Annotated in this window: 16 protein-coding genes and 1 pseudogene; 5 read left to right on the top strand and 12 right to left on the bottom strand. The window is 40.6% G+C overall.

Annotation, left to right across the window (positions count from 1 at the left end):
• The 5 genes from BN1691_RS09365 to BN1691_RS09345 form a co-directional block, all read right to left on the bottom strand.
• Nucleotides 1–960, bottom strand: a complete 960-nt coding sequence (locus BN1691_RS09365) for a TAXI family TRAP transporter solute-binding subunit (RefSeq protein WP_048601979.1) — start codon at nt 958–960, stop codon at nt 1–3.
• 209 nt (nt 961–1,169) lie between these two features.
• A complete protein-coding gene (locus tag BN1691_RS09360) occupies nt 1,170–1,544 on the bottom strand; it encodes a DsrE family protein (protein ID WP_048601978.1) in 375 nt (124 codons plus the stop codon).
• A 103-nt stretch (nt 1,545–1,647) separates the two neighbouring features.
• The gene (locus tag BN1691_RS09355; RefSeq protein ID WP_048601977.1) at nt 1,648–2,316 is read right to left on the bottom strand and encodes a hypothetical protein; all 669 of its coding nucleotides are present in this window, start codon (nt 2,314–2,316) and stop codon (nt 1,648–1,650) included.
• A gap of 277 nt (nt 2,317–2,593) precedes the next feature.
• The gene (locus BN1691_RS09350; RefSeq protein WP_261795595.1) at nt 2,594–3,817 is read right to left on the bottom strand and encodes a VanZ family protein; all 1,224 of its coding nucleotides are present in this window, start codon (nt 3,815–3,817) and stop codon (nt 2,594–2,596) included.
• A gap of 332 nt (nt 3,818–4,149) precedes the next feature.
• Nucleotides 4,150–5,781, bottom strand: a complete 1,632-nt coding sequence (locus BN1691_RS09345) for an ABC-F family ATP-binding cassette domain-containing protein (RefSeq protein ID WP_048601975.1) — start codon at nt 5,779–5,781, stop codon at nt 4,150–4,152.
• Nucleotides 5,782–6,121: 340 nt separating this feature from the next.
• Between BN1691_RS09345 and BN1691_RS14870 the strand changes: the two genes are divergently transcribed.
• Together BN1691_RS14870 and BN1691_RS09335 are read left to right on the top strand one after the other, a co-directional pair.
• Nucleotides 6,122–6,706, top strand: a complete 585-nt coding sequence (locus BN1691_RS14870) for a sugar O-acetyltransferase (RefSeq protein WP_048601974.1) — start codon at nt 6,122–6,124, stop codon at nt 6,704–6,706.
• A 153-nt stretch (nt 6,707–6,859) separates the two neighbouring features.
• Nucleotides 6,860–7,819: an alpha/beta hydrolase gene (locus tag BN1691_RS09335; RefSeq protein WP_048601973.1), complete on the top strand. Its 960-nt coding sequence runs from the start codon at nt 6,860–6,862 to the stop codon at nt 7,817–7,819.
• Between the two features lie 54 nt (nt 7,820–7,873).
• Here the strand turns inward: BN1691_RS09335 and BN1691_RS09330 are convergent, their stop codons facing one another.
• The 4 genes from BN1691_RS09330 to BN1691_RS09315 form a co-directional block, all read right to left on the bottom strand.
• On the bottom strand, nt 7,874–8,878 hold the full coding sequence (locus BN1691_RS09330) for a DMT family transporter (RefSeq protein WP_048601972.1): 1,005 nt from the start codon (nt 8,876–8,878) through the stop codon (nt 7,874–7,876).
• 85 nt (nt 8,879–8,963) lie between these two features.
• A complete protein-coding gene (thrS, locus tag BN1691_RS09325) occupies nt 8,964–10,871 on the bottom strand; it encodes a threonine--tRNA ligase (RefSeq protein ID WP_048601971.1) in 1,908 nt (635 codons plus the stop codon).
• Nucleotides 10,872–11,020: 149 nt separating this feature from the next.
• Nucleotides 11,021–11,242 (bottom strand): hypothetical protein, encoded by a 222-nt coding sequence (locus BN1691_RS14550; RefSeq protein ID WP_187116869.1) that lies wholly within the window; start codon nt 11,240–11,242, stop codon nt 11,021–11,023.
• A gap of 81 nt (nt 11,243–11,323) precedes the next feature.
• On the bottom strand, nt 11,324–12,601 hold the full coding sequence (locus BN1691_RS09315; RefSeq protein WP_048601969.1) for a GGDEF domain-containing response regulator: 1,278 nt from the start codon (nt 12,599–12,601) through the stop codon (nt 11,324–11,326).
• Nucleotides 12,602–12,954: 353 nt separating this feature from the next.
• Between BN1691_RS09315 and BN1691_RS09310 the strand changes: the two genes are divergently transcribed.
• Together BN1691_RS09310 and BN1691_RS09305 are read left to right on the top strand one after the other, a co-directional pair.
• Nucleotides 12,955–13,293 (top strand): hypothetical protein, encoded by a 339-nt coding sequence (locus BN1691_RS09310; RefSeq protein WP_048601968.1) that lies wholly within the window; start codon nt 12,955–12,957, stop codon nt 13,291–13,293.
• 37 nt (nt 13,294–13,330) lie between these two features.
• A complete protein-coding gene (locus BN1691_RS09305; RefSeq protein WP_048601967.1) occupies nt 13,331–13,684 on the top strand; it encodes a hypothetical protein in 354 nt (117 codons plus the stop codon).
• 879 nt (nt 13,685–14,563) lie between these two features.
• Here BN1691_RS09305 and BN1691_RS09300 read toward each other — a convergent pair.
• The 3 genes and pseudogenes from BN1691_RS09300 to BN1691_RS14295 form a co-directional block, all read right to left on the bottom strand.
• Nucleotides 14,564–15,088, bottom strand: a complete 525-nt coding sequence (locus BN1691_RS09300; RefSeq protein ID WP_048601966.1) for a hypothetical protein — start codon at nt 15,086–15,088, stop codon at nt 14,564–14,566.
• Between the two features lie 42 nt (nt 15,089–15,130).
• Nucleotides 15,131–15,655, bottom strand: coding sequence for an ATP-grasp domain-containing protein (locus tag BN1691_RS09295; RefSeq protein ID WP_048601965.1), 525 nt, complete (start codon nt 15,653–15,655; stop codon nt 15,131–15,133).
• Nucleotides 15,656–15,865: 210 nt separating this feature from the next.
• Nucleotides 15,866–16,400, bottom strand: a pseudogene (locus BN1691_RS14295) (transposase); the annotation flags it as partial.
• Between the two features lie 473 nt (nt 16,401–16,873).
• Between BN1691_RS14295 and BN1691_RS09285 the strand changes: the two are divergent.
• Nucleotides 16,874–19,057 carry an RCC1 domain-containing protein gene (locus BN1691_RS09285; RefSeq protein ID WP_048601964.1) on the top strand — a complete coding sequence of 728 codons (2,184 nt, stop codon included), beginning with the start codon at nt 16,874–16,876 and terminating at the stop codon, nt 19,055–19,057.
• Nucleotides 19,058–19,071 lie beyond the last annotated feature (14 nt).

Raw genomic sequence — 19,071 nt, 5'->3', positions numbered from 1 at the left:
TTACCTCATTCCCTTCTCCTTAAAATATTTCTCCGCACCTGGATGAAGTGGAACCGTTACACCGTCTAAGGCTCTTTCCAAGCTGATCTGTTCACCAATGGCATAGCCTTGAGCTATCTCTCCTCTGTTTTCATAGAGTGCCTTCGTCAGCTCATAGACAGTTTCTTCATCAATATCCTTTCTCACATATAAGACCGCTTGCATGGTGATGGTTTGAACATCCTCTGTCTGTCCCTTATAGGTATTGGCTGGAATGGTGTACTCCGTGTAAAAGGGGTACTCTGCTTTTAACACATCAAGCCCAGCCCCAGTAATTGAGACAAGATGAACATCCGTTGCAGTGGAAATATCCTCAATGCTTCCAGCTGGTACACTCAAAACAGAAAAGCCTACATCTAAATTGCCATCCTTCAACTTATCCGCTGCCTCTGCAAAGGTATCTTGAAAATGGACGATATCCCCCTTTGCCATGCCATAGGATGTGAGAATATGCTCTGCAGCTACTGCGGTACCACTGCCAGCAGGACCTAGTGATACACGCTTTCCATTCATATCTTCAATCTCCTTGATGCCACTATTCTTTTGCGTGACAATCTGGACTACTTCTGGGTAGAGAACACCAATGGCGCGAATATTGGTTATCGGAGCTTCAAAGACCCCTTTTCCCTGATATGCATCATCTGCAATACTATTGATGGAGATGGCCAGTTCGGTTTCTTTCGTGCTCAGGAGACGCATGTTCTCCACCGATGCCCCTGTTGCTTGTGTTGTCACATTGACTCCATCAACTTTTTGATTCCAAGTATTCGCTATCGCTCCTCCCAAGGGAAAGTATGTGCCTGCTGTTCCGCCTGTCGCTAAGAGAAGCTCTTGATTCTTCTCAGCTGAGCATCCGTAAGCGCTTACAATGAGGGTGAAAAAAATAACCAGAAATACCTTTTGAAAACGCATGTTCTTCATTCTCACTGCTCCCTTCTTATTATCCATGTTGTACCATATCATCCAGCTTTATATAGAATAATATATTAATTATCTGAATCTTACAATATATATTTCGTATGAAGTTAACTTTCGAAACATTTTTTTCATTCCGAGATGAATCCACAAAAAAAGAGAGGGGTTAACTTCCCCTCTCTTCTTGCTTTCTTTAATTGAATTGAAATATGTAATCAACCATTCAATTGAAGCGTGTGCTTCGCATTGGTAATGATGTCAATTACATCTTCAGCTTGAACAATGGTTGCACCTTCAACAAGTTCTTCTTCAAGAACATTGTTATGCACCATGCATGCTTTACAGATGAGTAGCTTTCCGCCTTTTTCTTGGAATGCCTTGAAAGCATCCTTTACAGCGGGGAATGGTTCGCCGATATCAATCGGATCAACATAGCCTTTTTGTGCTAAATGTACACCGTAGGAGAGTAAAAGAACACCAACATCATGTCCCTTTTCTAAAGCTTTTGTCCCCATGGCAAAAGCGATGGTTACGTTATTTGGATTATTTTGATCAGCAGTCGTTGTAATTAAAAACTCTGGATAATGCATGATATCAACACCTTTCATCAATGTTTGAACAACTTTGATTATACCCTACAAGGTATGTTTGGTCAATTGAAAAAGTATTTTCTGTGAACATTTTTGCGATGGATTATTTATTTTTCTTAAACAGTGCTTGGAATATGGTCTTGATAACAGGATCTGATTCTCGATGCGTTCGTACTTCATAAATGAAAGGGAAATCATCTGGTGTGATATGTAATTTTGCTAATGGACTAACGGGATTTTCAGAAATCCATTCATCCCGTATACCTCCTTGCCGAAAAGATTGCTTCGGAAGGATATAGATCATGCCAGCTGACCAAGGAGAAGCCTTTGCTACTTCCTCATTAATTGAAAAATAATAGTATCTACGAATCCCTTTATTACTTCGAATGGTAAAGCAAGCATTTCTTAATGAACCACGATAGATAGCACGATTGATTAGTGCAAAATACATTGACCAGATTGCATCAGAGGATGCAAACGTAGCATTTACGATTCTTCCTGTAAAAAGTGCTTGTCTATGGGGCTGAAATATTTGAATGTCCGTATGTTGTGTTCCATGGACGAGTAGAGGGTGATTTTCTATGAGGTAATGTAAGAATTGATATTTTGGCAAAGATAGCTTGTAATTAATAGACTGTCCTAATCCAGGAAGTACTTGTTCTTCGTACAGCTGGTGACAAGCTAATGCTTCTTCCTCTGATAATTCAAGCTCAGAAATCTTGAGAAATTGTAAGCGATCATAAAGATGAATCTGCAATTTTCGTAATGTCATTCCCGGTTCACAACTAATTATTAATCAATAGAGAATCAGAGAGAAACGAACATCCTGCCATTGGCAAGAGAACTGTAAGAATAACAATTAAAAACTTGAGGAGTATAAATCCATCTTTATATACCATGGGTAAAGCCCTCCTTTATTTTTATTACTATCATCGTACCATCGCAATACTTTTATGGCAATCAATGTTAATATTATTATAGGCGAGAAGACTCCCACCTCTAAACAATGTATAGGTGGGGGAGGATGTCAATTCTCGGGTCATCTTGTTTCATTTGATGGCAGAAATCGTTATAACGAAATCATTTCCATTGAATATCACGGTAAACGCATAGACCGGCTGATAATACCCTTTTGAATCCAATTCATACTGCAAACTGACATCAGTAACCTTCAAGGTCCCAGTAGGCTTGTTCAGAACACTCCACTTAAATTGCCCTTTTTCCAACTTTGAAAATGCTTCAGCTTCGCTAATCACCTCATACTCTTTGTAAGGCTCATAGATTGAAATAGCATTATCCAGCTTTTTAATTGTTCTGTCACTATAGTACTGACAACTGAGAGTACCCTTGAGAAAGAAACCATCTTGTTCGATCATATTGGTCTCAAAAATGTATTCGTTATTCGTATCATTGTAGTGAAATTCTGCCCTATCTGTAACTTGAATTCCAAATTTAGCTATTGCCATTCTAATCGTGCCTTCATCGGCATCGGTAACGACCTCAACCCCATCATCAAACATCGAAAAGTCCGTAAAATTATAGGTAAAACCAACATCGTTCACCCACACACTTTGCTTACGATTTTCTGCGTAAAAAAGGCTCCCTTTATCATAGATATCATTCTCATTGCGATCGATCCTCGTACCAATATGTTCAAACAACATCGAGGCGAAGGCCTCTGCTTCCTCTTTCGTTGCTTTGGGAGTCTTATATACCATGGCTGTTCCTGGTTCACTGTCAAAATGAACTTGAGATTGAAGTATTATCGGTTTCATATTAACCACATAGCTATTTGTACTTGCCAGGTTGCCTAAATCTTGAATCCAGTGCCCCATGAAGATTGTCGCAAAGGTTGCTACCGTAACGAGAGTAGGCGCTAGATACATGATTATACGACCAAATGGAATGTCTTTTTTATGCAAAAGCCCTATCCATATCATGGAAAGGCCATAGCCGATTAGAACACCTATGATATTATTGATTAGATCATCCACATCAAAGATTCCACGATTCGTAAAGAATTGTATCATTTCGATGGTAAATGTGGAGAGAAGTCCTATACCAGCTACCTTCCAGAACTTTCGTAGCTTCTCGCTCCATACTGGTAATAGAAAACCAAATGGAATAAACAATCCAATATTTAGAGTTATGTGAAGACAACCAGGCATTGACCATTCATACCATGCTTTCTTGTAAGAATAAAAGGGATGAAGTATATAGCTTCCGTAATCACTACCACGATTCAAAAAAACTGCTCCTAGTATTACTACCATATAGCAAAAGCTAAGCGCTGTGAGAAAAACAAACCTTTTCGATGGCTTCTTTTGCCCCTTCATGATCAACCGATAAATAATAAAATATCCAATACAAAAAACCACTGCCAATAAAGCAGCAATCCATATACCAAGGATGATATATTCCTTCGTATAATGAATAATATTTTCTAATCTCATCTTCTCACCTTATAACCTTTCCTGAACAATCACCTAAACCTCTAGATAAAAGAAAGCACCCTTATTAAACAATCTGTTCAACAAGGATGCTTTGCTCAATTTGTATCAGCTAAATGACTGAAAGGACATATATTCTTGGATGACAATAAATATTATTTATCTGCTTCGCCATACATCGCAGCAAGCTGTTTTTGTAATTCTTCATTGTCAAGGTACTCATCATAGGTGGTTTGACGATCCACTAAGCCACTTGGTGTAATCTCCATGATACGGTTGGCAATGGTCTGAACAAACTGGTGGTCATGAGAGGTAAAGAGCATGGTCCCTTTGAATGCGATCAAGCCATTATTGAGTGCTTGAATGGATTCGAGATCCAAATGGTTGGTAGGCTCGTCAAAGATTAGGACATTGGCGCTGCTGAGCATCATTTTAGATAACATACAGCGTACCTTCTCTCCTCCAGATAAGACATTAACTTGTTTAAATACCTCTTCCCCAGAGAAGAGCATCCTTCCTAAGAATCCACGGATGAAGCTCTCATCCTGCTCATTGGGGGAGAATTGACGGAGCCAATCTACAAGATTAAGCTCACTATTCTCGAAGTAGTGGGAATTATCCTTCGGGAAATAGGCTTGGGATGTGGTAACACCCCAACGATAAGTTCCTGCATCAGGTTCCAGTTCACCCATGAGGATTTTAAACAGCGCGGTTTTGGCCAATTCATTAGGACCAACAAAGGCAATTTTATCTTCTTTATTGAGCGTGAAGCTGATATTATCCAAGACCTTCACACCATCGATGGTTTTCGATAGTCCTTCTACCCGCAACACATCATTGCCGATCTCCCGTTGCAATGAAAAGCCTACAAAGGGATACTTCCGTGTAGAAGGCTTAATATCGTCCAAAGTGATCTTATCCAATAGTTTCTTCCGTGATGTAGCCTGGCGAGATTTGGAAGCATTAGCGCTAAAGCGTGCGATGAAGGCTTGAAGATCTTTAATCTTCTCTTCCTTCTTTTTATTGGCATCTTGGGCTAGCTTCAAGGCTAATTGACTGGATTCATACCAGAAATCATAGTTCCCTACATAGATCTGAATCTTACCGAAATCCACATCGGCAATATGTGTACAAACCTGATTTAAGAAGTGGCGGTCGTGGGAGACTACAATCACTGTATTCTCGAAATTGATCAAGAATTCTTGTAGCCATTGAATGGCCTGAATATCTAAGTGGTTGGTGGGCTCGTCGAGCAGTAGGATATCTGGCTTTCCAAATAGGGCTTGAGCTAACAAGACCTTGACCTTCTCTGCCCCACTTAACTCCGCCATTTTCTTCCGATGGAGCTCTTCAGGTATTCCTAAGCCTTGAAGTAAAATGGAGGCATCTGATTCGGCTTCCCAGCCATTCATCTCGGCGAATTCTGCCTCAAGCTCCCCAGCCCGAATACCATCCTCGTCAGTAAAGTCTGCCTTCATATAGATGGCATCCTTCTCCTTCATCACATCATAGAGTCGCTGATGCCCCATGAGGACGGTTTCGATCACCTCATATTCTTCATAAGCGAAATGGTCCTGCTTCAAGACGGCAAGACGTTCACCTGGTGTAATGGAGACTTCCCCTGTATTGGGTTCAACCTCTCCAGCTAAAATCTTCAGGAAAGTGGACTTCCCTGCCCCATTAGCACCGATTACCCCATAGCAATTCCCTGGAGTAAATTTGATATTCACATCCTCAAAGAGTTTTCGGCCTCCATACTGGAGACTTACATTGTTTACAGTTATCATGGTCGTTGGTTTCCTCCATTTTCAATCATCATGGGGTCATTATATCATGAATTGCATTCTTCCTCATCCATTCTCAATGTATTTAGCTCGTCATCAATTCTTATCGATAGATCCCTACACCTCTTCTCTACCATACTTTCCGCTCACTCGACTCATATGAATCACAGTAAACCCTCCTTTGGCAGATTATTTATCACACAACAATGTTTACAATTTGACAGATGAAGAGTTCGTTATATTATGGTAACCTTTAAATGCTACTGAACATAATTTTTTAAAACGATAGTGGTTGATTGTAACGTTCTGGGAACGAATTTATATATGGTGAGGTGAAGTTAATATGACTGAAAGAGAAAAAATGTTAGCTGGTCAACCATATGACTGTGGTGATAGTGAGTTGTTAACTCAATGGCATAAAGCTAAAAATCTCATGCGAGAGTATAATATGATAGAATCTGAAAATCTTGATGGAAAAAATAGAATTCTAACAGAATTATTAGGTGGACGAGGAAAAAATCTTTGGATTACTGCACCTTTTTATGTAGACTACGGAAATAATATATATTTTGGCGACAACTGTGAAGTTAACATGAATTGTGTTTTTTTGGATGACAATAAAATTATTATCGGTAATAATGTATTGATTGCCCCAAGTGTTCAAATATATACAGCTTTTCACCCTACTAACGCAAATGAACGGTGTGGCGAAATAAAAGAAGATGGGACATTTGAATTTTGCAAAACCCAGGCTGCACCAGTAATTATAGGAAATAGCGTTTGGATTGGTGGTGGAGCAATTATTATGCCCGGCGTAACAATAGGAGATAATGTTGTCATTGGAGCCGGAAGCATCGTAACCAAAAATATACCATCAAATAAAATCGCTTATGGAAATCCTTGTAGAGTTATAAAAGATAATATCTAAGATTTTAATATATTTATTGATAACTTTGCTTGCACAACTCTTTGATATGTTGTGTCAATTGTTCTCTCTAAGGGGGGTGTATTGCTCAATATGCCTTACAAGGTAAAATGATATTGTGAGAAATCTTTTCCATTGCGAAAGAAGGAGAAACCATTGAAAAAGAAAAAGTGGATCAAGCGAATTAGTCTCTCTCTCGGAACGCTTCTAGTAATCGGTTTCATTATCATTAGTATTTTTACGGGAATCTCTGTGTTTAATGGTTCAATGCAGATGGTAACTAATGAAACAACGAGTATGAAACAGATGGAACCTTATCTTGAAGAACAAGGCCTTGATTTAGCAAAGTTTCGATCAGAATATTCCATTGAAACAGTTCAAATCACATCATCATTAGATGGACATCTCATACCAGCAGATTATATTACGAGGAACGGAGATAAGGACGCAGATACGGTGATTATGGTGCATGGGCTGAATGGAAATCGGACCACCGTCTATCCCATTGCCACCCTCTTCCTAGAGAATGGCTACAATGTATTAGCATATGATCAACGAAGCTCCGGTGATAATACGGCGCCCTACACCACATTTGGTTACCTAGAAAGTCACGATTTAAAGGATTATGTCGCATATGTTCGCGAGCAAATTGGTGAGGAGAACAGGATTGGCGTTTGGGGTACCTCATTCGGAGGAGCAACGGTAGGAATCTACCTTGGATCAGAAGAGGCAGATAAGGAAGTTGGATTTGCCATTTTAGATTGCCCGATTAGTGAGATGGAATTTATGCTATCCACAAAAATGGAAGAAATGGACGTAGGAATACCCATCGATTACTTGATGTTTACAGGAAATATCACCACCAAGCTGAAATTAGGCTTTACATATGAGGACGCCAATGTATGTAACTATACAAGTAATACAAAAGTGCCTGTCATCATTATTAATAGTAAGAGCGATATCATTACACCCTATTTTATGGGCGAGGATATCTATCAATCCATTCCCCATGAGCAGAAAAAAATATTTACTGTGGAAGATAGTAAACATGCAGAGGTATTTTTTGATTATCCTGCTGAATATACAGAGCAAGTTCTTCAGTTTATCACTCAATAAGGATATGACAAAGCGGTTCAGACGGAGGAGCATCTCCATCTGAACCGCTTTACTTCATCGATCCCTATCTGCAGCCCAATCAATGGTTAGCTGAGCTACTGGTTCAGCAACATGAGTGGAGTTTAACTTAGCCATCTGATAGCTATGAAGGATAACCCCGAAGACAACTAAGCAGATCCCCAACAACGAAATGGAGCTAGGTAATGGGGCATGGAAAAAGAGAATCTCACCAAGTAGAGAGAAGAGTACTTCTCCAGCTTGTGCTGCCTCCACGGAGGCTAACATCCGTGGACTCTCCCGTACCATGTCGGTGGCCTTAAACAATAAAATGGTAGCAATAATCCCAGAAAAGATGGCAACGAAGAATGATTGCTCTACTTGAGAGGTTGAAGGACCACCTGCTGTTACAAAGCCATAGAGGGAAAGAAGCATCCAGAAAGGCAGACTAGCAATGGTCATGCCTAATACCCGTTCAATAGTATCCAGTCTTCCCTCACAGACCTCCATCATCTTCCGATTGCCCAATGGATAAGCAAAGGCAGAAATAATAACGGGCAATAAGCCATAGAGAATATCTGTCATGGAGAGTTGACCTGCATTCTCTACCTGCATCAAGGCGATACCCACGAGAATAACCAAGGACATCCCTAGCCCTTGAAAAGGAATCTTCTTGCGCCGCCGAATGATTCCCTTTGCTGTGGCTACTTCTTCATAGAAAAATGGAACAAGTAAGGAACCTGCCACGATGGTAATCTGAAAGGATCCCGCAATCAGCCAAGCAGGCCCATAGGCTGCAGCGAAGCATAGGGTGGCATAGAAGACGCCAAACCCCACAGTACTCCAGAGCATCCACTCCCATGGCCTCCGCTTCATTTCTTGAATGAGTAGCCCTAGCTTACCTCGCCACATCACGATCAGGATGAGAAAAGGCAGCATAAAGATAAATCGTAGCGAAGCACTCCAGATCCAATGTCCACCTGCTAGCTCCATATTACGATTCAGAACATAGGTTGTAGCAAAGAACACAGACGATAAGATGGCATAAAGCATGGCCCGCAACGCAAAGACCTCCAAATATACATCGATACTCTTATCGTTATATTGTACTCTAGATTAGCTTCTGCCGTCGACTAGCACCTTTCATTTATAGGCTTTTCTCTTTAACCTCTTTAAGGATTTGTGCCACGAGATCCTCCAGTTTCACACTACCTACATCACCCTCACCGCGTTTACGTAAGGAGATGGATTGCTCTTCTACTTCCTTGTCCCCTACAATCAGCATATATGGAACTTTTTCCATCTGCGCTTCACGGATTTTATACCCTAGTTTTTCATTTCGTTCATCGCTGCGAACACGGATCCCTGCTTGTTTCATTTGTTCCTCTAATTCCTTCGCATAGGGGATATGCTTATCGGCGACGGGTAGGATTTTCACCTGAACTGGTGCCAGCCAGGTTGGGAATGCACCAGCAAAGTGCTCTGTTAGAACGCCAATAAAGCGGTCAATAGACCCCATCACGGCCCGATGGATTACCACAGGACGGTAGCGTTGATTATCCTCACCGATATAGGTTAAGTCAAATTTCTCTGGCATTTGGAAGTCCAATTGAACGGTTGCACATTGCCAGCTTCGTTTTAATGCATCGTAGATATGGAAGTCGATCTTCGGTCCATAGAATGCGCCATCGCCTTCATTCAATTGATATTCCATGTTGAGATGCTCAAGGACATTTTGTAAGGCTTTTTCAGCTTGCTCCCAGAGTTCATCAGAGCCCATGGAGTTTTCTGGACGTGTAGATAATTCCACGGAATAGGTAAAGCCGTAGACACCATAGAGGCGGTCAATGAGCTGAATAACCTTTTTAATTTCCTCTTCAATCTGATCAGGACGGACATAGATATGGGCATCATCCTGGGTAAAGGTACGGACACGCATCATCCCATTGAGTGCACCAGAGAGCTCATGGCGGTGTACCTGTCCAAATTCAGCCATGCGAATGGGGAGATCACGATAGGAACGGAGATCATTCTTATAGATCAGCATATGTCCTGGACAGTTCATTGGTTTCAGCGCAAATTTGGTCTCATCCACCTCAGTAAAATACATATTCTCATGATAGTGATCCCAGTGTCCAGACTGCTCCCACAAGCGTTGATTCATCATCAATGGAGTACGTACTTCCAAGTAGTCAGCTTCGGTCTGTAATTCCCGTAGGAAATTTTCCAACTGTGTACGGATGATCATCCCATTGGGTAAGTAGAATGGCATACCTGGTGCTTCATCGGAGAACATAAAGAGCTTCAATTCTTTACCCAGCTTACGATGATCCCGTGCTTTTGCCTCTTCGATAAAATGCAGATGCTGTTGAAGCTCTTCCTCGGTTAACCAGGCTGTTCCATAGATCCGTTGTAGCATTTTATTATCTGAATTCCCCCGCCAGTAAGCACCGGAGATTTGTTGTAATTTGAATGCCTTAATCTTTCCTGTAGAAGGAAGATGTGGTCCACGGCACAGGTCTGTAAACTCTCCTTGACGGTAGAGGGTAATCACTTCATCCTCTGGAAGATCGCGAATCAGTTCCAGCTTATAGGGATCTCCTACCTTCTCAAAAAAGGCCAATGCCTCAGCTCGGGAGACTTCTAAGCGTTCAATTTCCAGATTCTCTTTAATAATCTTACGCATTTCATTTTCAACCTTTTCAAGATCAGCTGGTACTAAAGCAGTATCAATATCCATATCGTAATAGAATCCATCTTCAATCACAGGGCCAACGCCAAGCTTGGTCTCTGGGTAAAGACGTTTTACTGCTTGCGCCATCACATGGGTTACAGTATGACGATAAACCTCATAGATCCGCTCATGCTCAGGTGTGACTAATTCGATCTGACAATCCTTCTTGATGGGCATTCTTGCATCGACGAGCTCACCATCGATTACAGCAGCATAGGTCTTTTTCTTTAGGCTAGAGCTGATTGTACCAGCAACCTCGATGGCTGTAATCCCTGCTTCAAACTCACGTACAGCACCATCTGGAAATGTAATATGAATCATCTTGATCTCTCCTTTTTTGTGAATGTTGTTTAATCATCTAAAAAAATAAAAACGAGTGCACATCCCAAGATTGGGACGATGCACTCGTGGTTCCACCCAAAGTTCAAAGCATACCAATGGATTCTCCTGCATACTCGTAAACAAGAATTTTAGGCATACAAGGCAATGGTATGATCTTTCTTCATTGGATAACGGCAAGGGATCTTGCCGGCCTTGACTAGTGATCTGCATGCTTCATCCATCCGGTCTATCCTTCGAGGATGAATCATGTTGAGAAAGTTCATCAAGACTGCTTGAAGGTGGTAAATGTTGGGCTTCAGAAGGGTTTTCAGCCAATGACCCTCTTCTCTGTGCTGAAATGGCTCCATCATTCATGTCCTTCGCATCGCATCAGTATTCACATTGACTTGATAAAATTATAGATAGCTATTAGCAGAAAGTCAAGGCATGAATTATAAAAGACGTTTTACCCGCTCTTGAATAAGATCCATTGAAAATGGTTTCATGATAAAATCACGAATTCCTAGCTTAAATGCACGAGAAATGTCCTCTTCTTTGTGACTAGATGAGATGATGATTACCTTAACTCTTTTCATCTCCGATACAGCGCGAAGCTTCTCTAGGAGTTGGAAGCCATCCATCTTTGGCAGTACCAGATCAAGGATGATTAAGTGTGGATGGAAGACAAGCGCCTTCCAATAAGCCTCCTCTCCATCCTTTACCACCTCTACATCATAATCCAGTGATGCAAGATGTTCTCGCACCATCTCACCAATCATTTCTACATCCTCAACGATTAAAACCTTCTTACGCTGATACTTGCTAATGGCCTGCTGATCAGGAAGATAGATATAGCTTTGATTATTCTCCATATGAAGAGCACGTTCTAGAGCAATATCTGCCCAAGCGATTAACTCAGCTTGCTGCTGCTCTGTGGCTTGTACCATGACAATTCCTACCGAAAGCGTGAGCTTAACGGGTTCACCACCATTGGGACGGTCAAATTGAATATATGAGAAGCGTTTCCTTACCCGTTCCATTGCTTTGAAAGCATTCTCATCATTGGTTATCGGCAAGAGTATGTAGAATGTATCATCTGAGGCGCGGTAAATCTGATCAATTTCCCGTAGCTGCGCTTGCAATTGCTCACCAACTTGCTGCAGAAGCATGTTGTGAACTAAGGTTCCTTCCTTTGCAGCAATGTCAGCTAATGGTGTAATTTTAATCTTCACGATGGAGAAAGATAGGCCACTCCGCCGATAACGTTCTTGCTCTTCAGCGAATCGGATCGAGAAGTAGCTCCAGCGATATAATCCAGTTCTCGCATCAATAATGGACTCTGCCCGTGGATCCTGTTGCTCATCCTTCACCTCTCGATGTAGTTCTTCCTCTGCTCTCTTCAACTCGGTACGAATGGTTGTGAGGCCATAAGCTAGGATAATCACTTGTTGTGATAATTGTGTATGTTGATGTAGAGATACTATCCCATTGGCTAATTGGCTTGCACAATATGCCAATGGGTCTAAATGAAGGGCTGAAGCAGTCTCAATCAGTTGAGCGTAGTAGCCTTGAAACAGTCCGACCTTCTTCACCCGCTCCTCATCTGGTATCAGGCACCAGTTGAGAAGCTCTTCCATCATCTGATGATTGTGCTGCAATTCTTCAGCAAGAAAAGTTGCCTTGGCATGGTGCAAGAAGCGCTGAATCCGCGTCGAATCAATTACAGACATCTCTTCACATCCCTATCCATGTTCCTTTAGCATAATAAATCTATTCTATCATACAATTTGCACTAGTGAATTTCAGGATAGATGGGTGTGTAAAATATGACAAAGTGGCGAAAGTATAGCATGATTGACTTCCTTCCAATTCTACTACTTCTATTCTTCTATCCATGGGTGTGAGCTCCATTTAATCAAAACTTATTTGGCTTTTTATCAATACTATAGCTATTATAATATACCATTTTTTATCTCTATTGGTATTATATATTTATGGAATGGCCGAGAACATTCGTAGTTATAGCCATGAGTGGTTCAAAGTGTTGTAAATAAAGTGAATTGATAAGGAGGTGTTAGTGCTTATGTTAAACTCGTCAGGAAAAGGGCCTGTGGTTCTTCTTGTTTCTGGTCTTTGCGGTGCATTAACCCAATTCATTTTTGAAAAAATAACTGGGGATCCGGAATTTATGGATAATTCCTCCTGGGGAATACCTTTAGCGTTAATTCTATCAGGTATTGTGAACATCATAATCGGAAGCAGATTATCACGTGATAAGGGAAAGTTTTATATCGATAAGGATACGGGTCTAGAAGTATTCTATCGACAAGAACACAAACTTCTTAATATGGGAATAACAACGTGGGGGGTTATTTTTATCAGTTTTGCTTTACTCGTTCTATTTGTTGAAGCAATTCGCTGATGCCCCGCATATTGTTTATCAATCTTCAGGGAGGGAGATGAGTACAATTTTATTTGTTCTTATCTGGTCTGGTCTAGGATTGTTAGTTGGTATTGTAATATTCGCTTGTTCACTTTTAACAAGTTTAATTTGTACAGCAGTAACTGGAGACGGAAATTTTTATTCAGAATCAGAGTGGGCAGCACCCTTAGCATTAATTATATCGGGATTTATTATTCGAATCATTGTAAAAGTGGCTTATAGTGTCCCCTCAAAAACCCTTATTGATATAGAAACGAAAGAGGAACTATATATTTATGACGATCATTCCCTTTTCTTCATAGATATAAAATACTGGGAGTATATTTGTTTTGTCCTCGCTTTACTCATGCTCGTAATTGGACCTAACTGATTTGAGCTTAGACACTCTCAATTCTAAATTAGTATAACAAATCCCCCTACTAGGCTTGGTGAGGGGATTTGTTATATTGGTGTAAGAATCTTATTAGTAAAGCATCTTTAAGAAATAGTTTTACTTTATGGGGAACATCTCCCTAATTTTCCAACCTCGTCGCTCGACCTTCCGTGTTCACTAAAATATCCCTTTGAAGTTCTAAGCGACATCCGTATTGGTATCTATAGCGATAATACCATCATATTATCCTTTTCTAAGTCTGTTGTTATTTTCCTTCATCTATTATGTCATACCTCATATGGTCACCATTAATAGAGATCTAGAATATCAATATCATCAAACTTCATTCCTTTTGCTTCTAAAAAAGGTATCTCGTCATAACGTATCGTAATTTTGACACTTGGAGTATGCCTCAAACTGATGGAAGAGGTAATGGAACCCCACATATAATCAAACCACAGTTCTTTTCCTTCACGAAGACTTCCCTGGATCTGACNATATAAAATACTGGGAGTATATTTGTTTTGTCCTCGCTTTACTCATGCTCGTAATTGGACCTAACTGATTTGAGCTTAGACACTCTCAATTCTAAATTAGTATAACAAATCCCCCTACTAGGCTTGGTGAGGGGATTTGTTATATTGGTGTAAGAATCTTATTAGTAAAGCATCTTTAAGAAATAGTTTTACTTTATGGGGAACATCTCCCTAATTTTCCAACCTCGTCGCTCGACCTTCCGTGTTCACTAAAATATCCCTTTGAAGTTCTAAGCGACATCCGTATTGGTATCTATAGCGATAATACCATCATATTATCCTTTTCTAAGTCTGTTGTTATTTTCCTTCATCTATTATGTCATACCTCATATGGTCACCATTAATAGAGATCTAGAATATCAATATCATCAAACTTCATTCCTTTTGCTTCTAAAAAAGGGATCTCGTCATAACGTATCGTAATTTTGACACTTGGAGTATGCCTCAAACTGATGGAAGAGGTAATGGAACCCCACATATAATCAAACCACAGTTCTTTTCCTTCACGAAGACTTCCCTGGATCTGACTTGCTAAAAATTGATCGTTATAACGTTTAATGGCGTATGCATACTCTTCTTCACTGACATCCTCAGGCCAATTGGGCCAGTCATAAAATTCAGGCTTTGTGATTTTTACTTCATCAATATAATCATGACTTGAAAGATATATCGTGATACTCATTACAAAGCCATCGATATTTTGAGGTTTCAAAAAATAGCTCCTTTTCTTTGGTTTCTCCTTGTTGGTCTCATGATAGAGCTCAGTAGCATACAATGGGGATTGAAAGAAGTCCTCTCTCGTCATGCCAGGATACAGTTCAACTCCCTCTCGTAAAACAAATCTTCCCGTTTCAAAATCGATCATGGATGGTACCTCCTTCAAACTGTTAGTTCCTTATAGTCTTTTCTAATAGAGATCTAGAATATCAATATCATCAAACTTCATTCCTTTTGCTTCTAAAAAAGGGATCTCGTCATAACGTATCGTAATTTTGACACTTGGAGTATGCCTCAAACTGATAGAAGAGGTAATAGAACCCCACATATAATCAAACCATAGCTCTGTTCCTTCACGAAGACTTCCCTGGATCTGGCTTGCTAAAAATTGATCATTATAGCGTTTAATGGCGTATGCATACTCTTCTTCACTGACATCCTCAGGCCAATTGGGCCAGTTATAGAATTCAGGCTTTGTGATATCAATTTCAATAAGATAATCATGCTTGGAAAAATAAAGATCGAGACTCATTTCATAGCCATCGATATTTTGGATCTTAAGAAAATAACTAGGTTCTTTCGGATCTTCCTTATCCGATTCATGATAGAGCTCAGTAGCATACAATGGGGATTGAAAGAAATCCTCTCTTGTCATGCCTGGATACAGCTCAACTCCCTCTCGTAAGACAAATCTTCCCGTTTCTAAATCGATCATGGATGGTACCTCCTGTTACTCATATGATCTTGAACCTCTCATGGCTAAAGCCACGAATTCTTGGGTAGTCCGTTCTAATGAACAGAATTAGTACATGATGTATCACCAAGCTATCCCCGCAGTTCTTGCGATTATGCCAATCGTAGTCTTTTGCCTTCGGCAAGAATATCCAAACTTGCGTTGATATCTCGATCCCATTCACGATGGCAAGAAGGACACTTCACCAATCGCTTTGGCAAGTTGGTGGCTCTTCCTCACGTTAGACACTTGCAAATCTTCAATCGCAATGATGTCGTGGTTTTTTAAAATATGCGTTGTAATTTTTTGCAAGTAGTCTGTTCGAGCATTTGCAATGCGTTCATGGATTCGTGCAACCTTCATTCGTTGTTTATGCCAGTTCGCAGAACCTTGTACACGCCTAGAAAGGGTACGTTGTTCACGAATCAATTTTCGATCCATATTTTGTAGGAACTTCGGATTCTCAAACACTTCTCCATACAAAGTATTTGCCAGAAGGATTGCGTCTAATGGTCGCAGACAGAATACGCCCTTATACATCTCTTGATTTTCCAAAACGAACAAGACCCAGCTTTGGAAGCTTGAGTTTATTTCCATCAATCGCAATATTTCCGTTTGTGTGTTTCGTTGTATAGGACTGAACCTTGTTCTTTTTGCTTTTGAAACGGGAAGTATCGTTCTGCTTCTTGAAGAATCGTAAGTACGCAGTTGAAACACCCTTGAACGCTTTGATGATATTCGGAATGGTATTGGATAGAGTACACATATCCTCTACCATGTTTGACTTCTGCCATGTTATCCACCTCAATCACAAGATAACATATATCAGTTATTATACAAGTTATTTCCATTAAATATAAGTATATTTTCTATTCGCTAAGTTAATAGATGTCGGATAATTGACGTGTCAAAAGACACGCCTTGTCCGAAGCTGATTCATCTCATGACAGAAGTCACGAGTGTTCTCAGCTATTTCATAAAAGCTATCATCTACTACTATTTATTTTAAATGTTAAATTCATCCATTGAATCATTAATAATTTTCTTCTTCAAAATACCTTGTAGATTTCTTATTCATTTCATTATGCATATCAAACAACACGAACATTCCCATAGCAAATCAAATCTATTTCATGTGTAACCAATTTCCGACTTTTGCATCAATATATGTAGATAATCACTCACAAGGGAGCGAAATCAATGACAAAGAAAAAATATGCTATCCTATTGCTAGTCCTTCTCATGGCCATCACCATGCTAAATGCATGTACTACGTCTGAAGAAAAAGAAAGCCAAAATAACAGTCCACCTTCAGCAACCTCCCCTTCTCCTTCAGATGGTGTTGTTGATTCGAATGAACCTGTCTCATTCACATTAGAAGCATCCGAACCTATCCAAGCAACTGAAATAGATTCTTCTACCATCTTTGAGCTGATGCCATCTGAAGCCAAAAATCCTTTAACGAATATTCAAGGGATCGCTGTAGGTAGTTTGATCGATGAAGCTGGTTATGGCTACCAGTTTGGTTCCTCCTACGCACTGTCACAAGATGGGAAGGTGTATGCATGGGGATATCGTCACTGGGAGGAAGAGAAGCATGCTGCTTTTCCCGTGGAGGTTCAAGGTCTGCCAAGAATCTCACAGATAGCTGGTGAATTTGCCGTGACTCAATCTGGCGAGGTCTGGTTCCTCAATCCGCTAAAGCAACCGATGATCATAAAAGATTTAACAGGGATTACCAGGATCATCCAAGGCGCAGGCGATTCTGTGATCGCTCTAAAACAAGATGGCACGGTAAGCGCTTGGGGGAGATATTCGGATGGGGATAAGCTACATACTCTCGAAGTTAAAGCTGTCCGTGATATTTTTGCAAGTACATTACATGGCAATACTCTTCTATTTTTGATCACGAGCGATGAACAGCTATGGGAGGTTCACCTCTCCTATGGTATGGAGGATTCATTGCCTCCTAAGCTCATCACCCTTCCCAATGGTGAAAAACCATTACAAGTAGCCGGTCTACTTGATGGGTATCAGGCCTTTATTTATACAACTGCAGGGAATTGGTACCTGTACAATATGGAGAAAGAATTCACGAAACTCAACATTCCGAATGATTTTATCAAAATTGCAGGAACAAGCTATACGCAGCTTGGACTCAAACAAGATGGTACGGTGTGGGCATGGCACACTACCGATGGAATCAATAATGCCCTCCTCCCAGAGGAGTATGCTACAGCAACCATGGAGAAACCAAGGCAAATTAAGGAGATCCCGGCGATCACCGATATCCAAGTAGGCAGTGACCATGCACTTGCTCTTACCAAGGATGGTAAGGTCTATAGTTGGGGAAGTAATATGTATGGTCAACTCGGACAAAAGCCCTACTATTTCGATCAATTTACTCCATTCGGTCGCTTTAAGCAGGGAAATGTTGATGCTGTTCTTTCGCCCTATCAATATATCATTGCAGGGGATGTATGGCACATTGGCAACCTTCATGGATTGGAACCTATCCTCCTTGATCAGCATGTAAAGAGTGCAGCCTTGTATCGTGACCCGGCCGCTTTTCTCACGGATGCTGGAGTGATCCTTGAATGGAAGCAATATCTCGAAGGAAATGTTCTTACAAAACAGTATAAAAAGTTACATTCAACGGTCCCAATTACACAAATGGTAAATACAACTGATGGACTGCTCACTTTATTAGAAACAGGCTCTGTGATGGAAATTGTGTTTGATAATCAAGATATTAGGAACACCCGACAGGTCAAAATGGACCCCACACCGAGAGGCAGAATTGTCCAGCTCTATAATTATCCCATTCCCATCGTATTAACAGATGAAGGTGAGGTTTATTATCAGAGCACTGTAACAGAGCAAGAACTAGTGATGAATCCCATCCCAAATCTACCGAAGGTGACCAGCTGGGGACCATTGAATCATCTCTATTTTGAACTGATGGGTCCCATTGCAAAGATCATCGATGCACAGGGCAACGCATATACGGTTGAAATGGAAAAGATCTATGCTCCCAACGGAAATCAAGGAAATACACAAGGAAACTCCAACCAAACGAACAACCCAAAAATTCAATTCACCATTACAAAAACCGGAGAAAATGCCGTGATGCTCACAGGAGGACTTGTCATCTTTCAAGATGGTACCATCCGGGAGGAGTTGAATGGTTGGCCTAATATTCACGTTAGTGGTCATATTCAGCAGGATCCAATCAAGCACTTGAGCAGCTACTATGCATACTACATTGAAGGACCAGGCTCCCTAGCTCATGTGATAGTGCAGCAAGATGGGACGCTATTATGGCTCGGACATCATCCTTTTTCACGTATGGCTAATCCACCGGGACCTGTAGTCCAAAATTAATAAATAGGAGCGAC

This window comes from Rubeoparvulum massiliense (assembly GCF_001049895.1).
Classification (GTDB): domain Bacteria; phylum Bacillota; class Bacilli; order Rubeoparvulales; family Rubeoparvulaceae; genus Rubeoparvulum; species Rubeoparvulum massiliense.
The sequence above is the reverse complement of the archived record's forward strand: the minus strand, read 5'-3'. Positions and strand labels throughout refer to the sequence as shown.

Bases quoted from the DNA above. Each gene is read 5' to 3' on its own strand.
- BN1691_RS09365 (WP_048601979.1), bottom strand. From the start codon at position 960: ATGAAGAACATGCGTTTTCAAAAGGTATTTCTGGTTATTTTTTTCACC.
- BN1691_RS09360 (WP_048601978.1), bottom strand. From the start codon at position 1,544: ATGCATTATCCAGAGTTTTTAATTACAACGACTGCTGATCAAAATAAT.
- BN1691_RS09355 (WP_048601977.1), bottom strand. From the start codon at position 2,316: ATGACATTACGAAAATTGCAGATTCATCTTTATGATCGCTTACAATTT.
- BN1691_RS09350 (WP_261795595.1), bottom strand. From the start codon at position 3,817: ATGGTAGTAATACTAGGAGCAGTTTTTTTGAATCGTGGTAGTGATTAC.
- BN1691_RS09345 (WP_048601975.1), bottom strand. From the start codon at position 5,781: ATGATAACTGTAAACAATGTAAGTCTCCAGTATGGAGGCCGAAAACTC.
- BN1691_RS14870 (WP_048601974.1), top strand. From the start codon at position 6,122: ATGACTGAAAGAGAAAAAATGTTAGCTGGTCAACCATATGACTGTGGT.
- thrS (WP_048601971.1), bottom strand. From the start codon at position 10,871: ATGATTCATATTACATTTCCAGATGGTGCTGTACGTGAGTTTGAAGCA.
- BN1691_RS14550 (WP_187116869.1), bottom strand. From the start codon at position 11,242: ATGATGGAGCCATTTCAGCACAGAGAAGAGGGTCATTGGCTGAAAACC.
- BN1691_RS09315 (WP_048601969.1), bottom strand. From the start codon at position 12,601: ATGTCTGTAATTGATTCGACGCGGATTCAGCGCTTCTTGCACCATGCC.
- BN1691_RS09310 (WP_048601968.1), top strand. From the start codon at position 12,955: ATGTTAAACTCGTCAGGAAAAGGGCCTGTGGTTCTTCTTGTTTCTGGT.
- BN1691_RS09305 (WP_048601967.1), top strand. From the start codon at position 13,331: ATGAGTACAATTTTATTTGTTCTTATCTGGTCTGGTCTAGGATTGTTA.
- BN1691_RS09300 (WP_048601966.1), bottom strand. From the start codon at position 15,088: ATGATCGATTTTGAAACGGGAAGATTTGTTTTACGAGAGGGAGTTGAA.
- BN1691_RS09295 (WP_048601965.1), bottom strand. From the start codon at position 15,655: ATGATCGATTTAGAAACGGGAAGATTTGTCTTACGAGAGGGAGTTGAG.
- BN1691_RS09285 (WP_048601964.1), top strand. From the start codon at position 16,874: ATGACAAAGAAAAAATATGCTATCCTATTGCTAGTCCTTCTCATGGCC.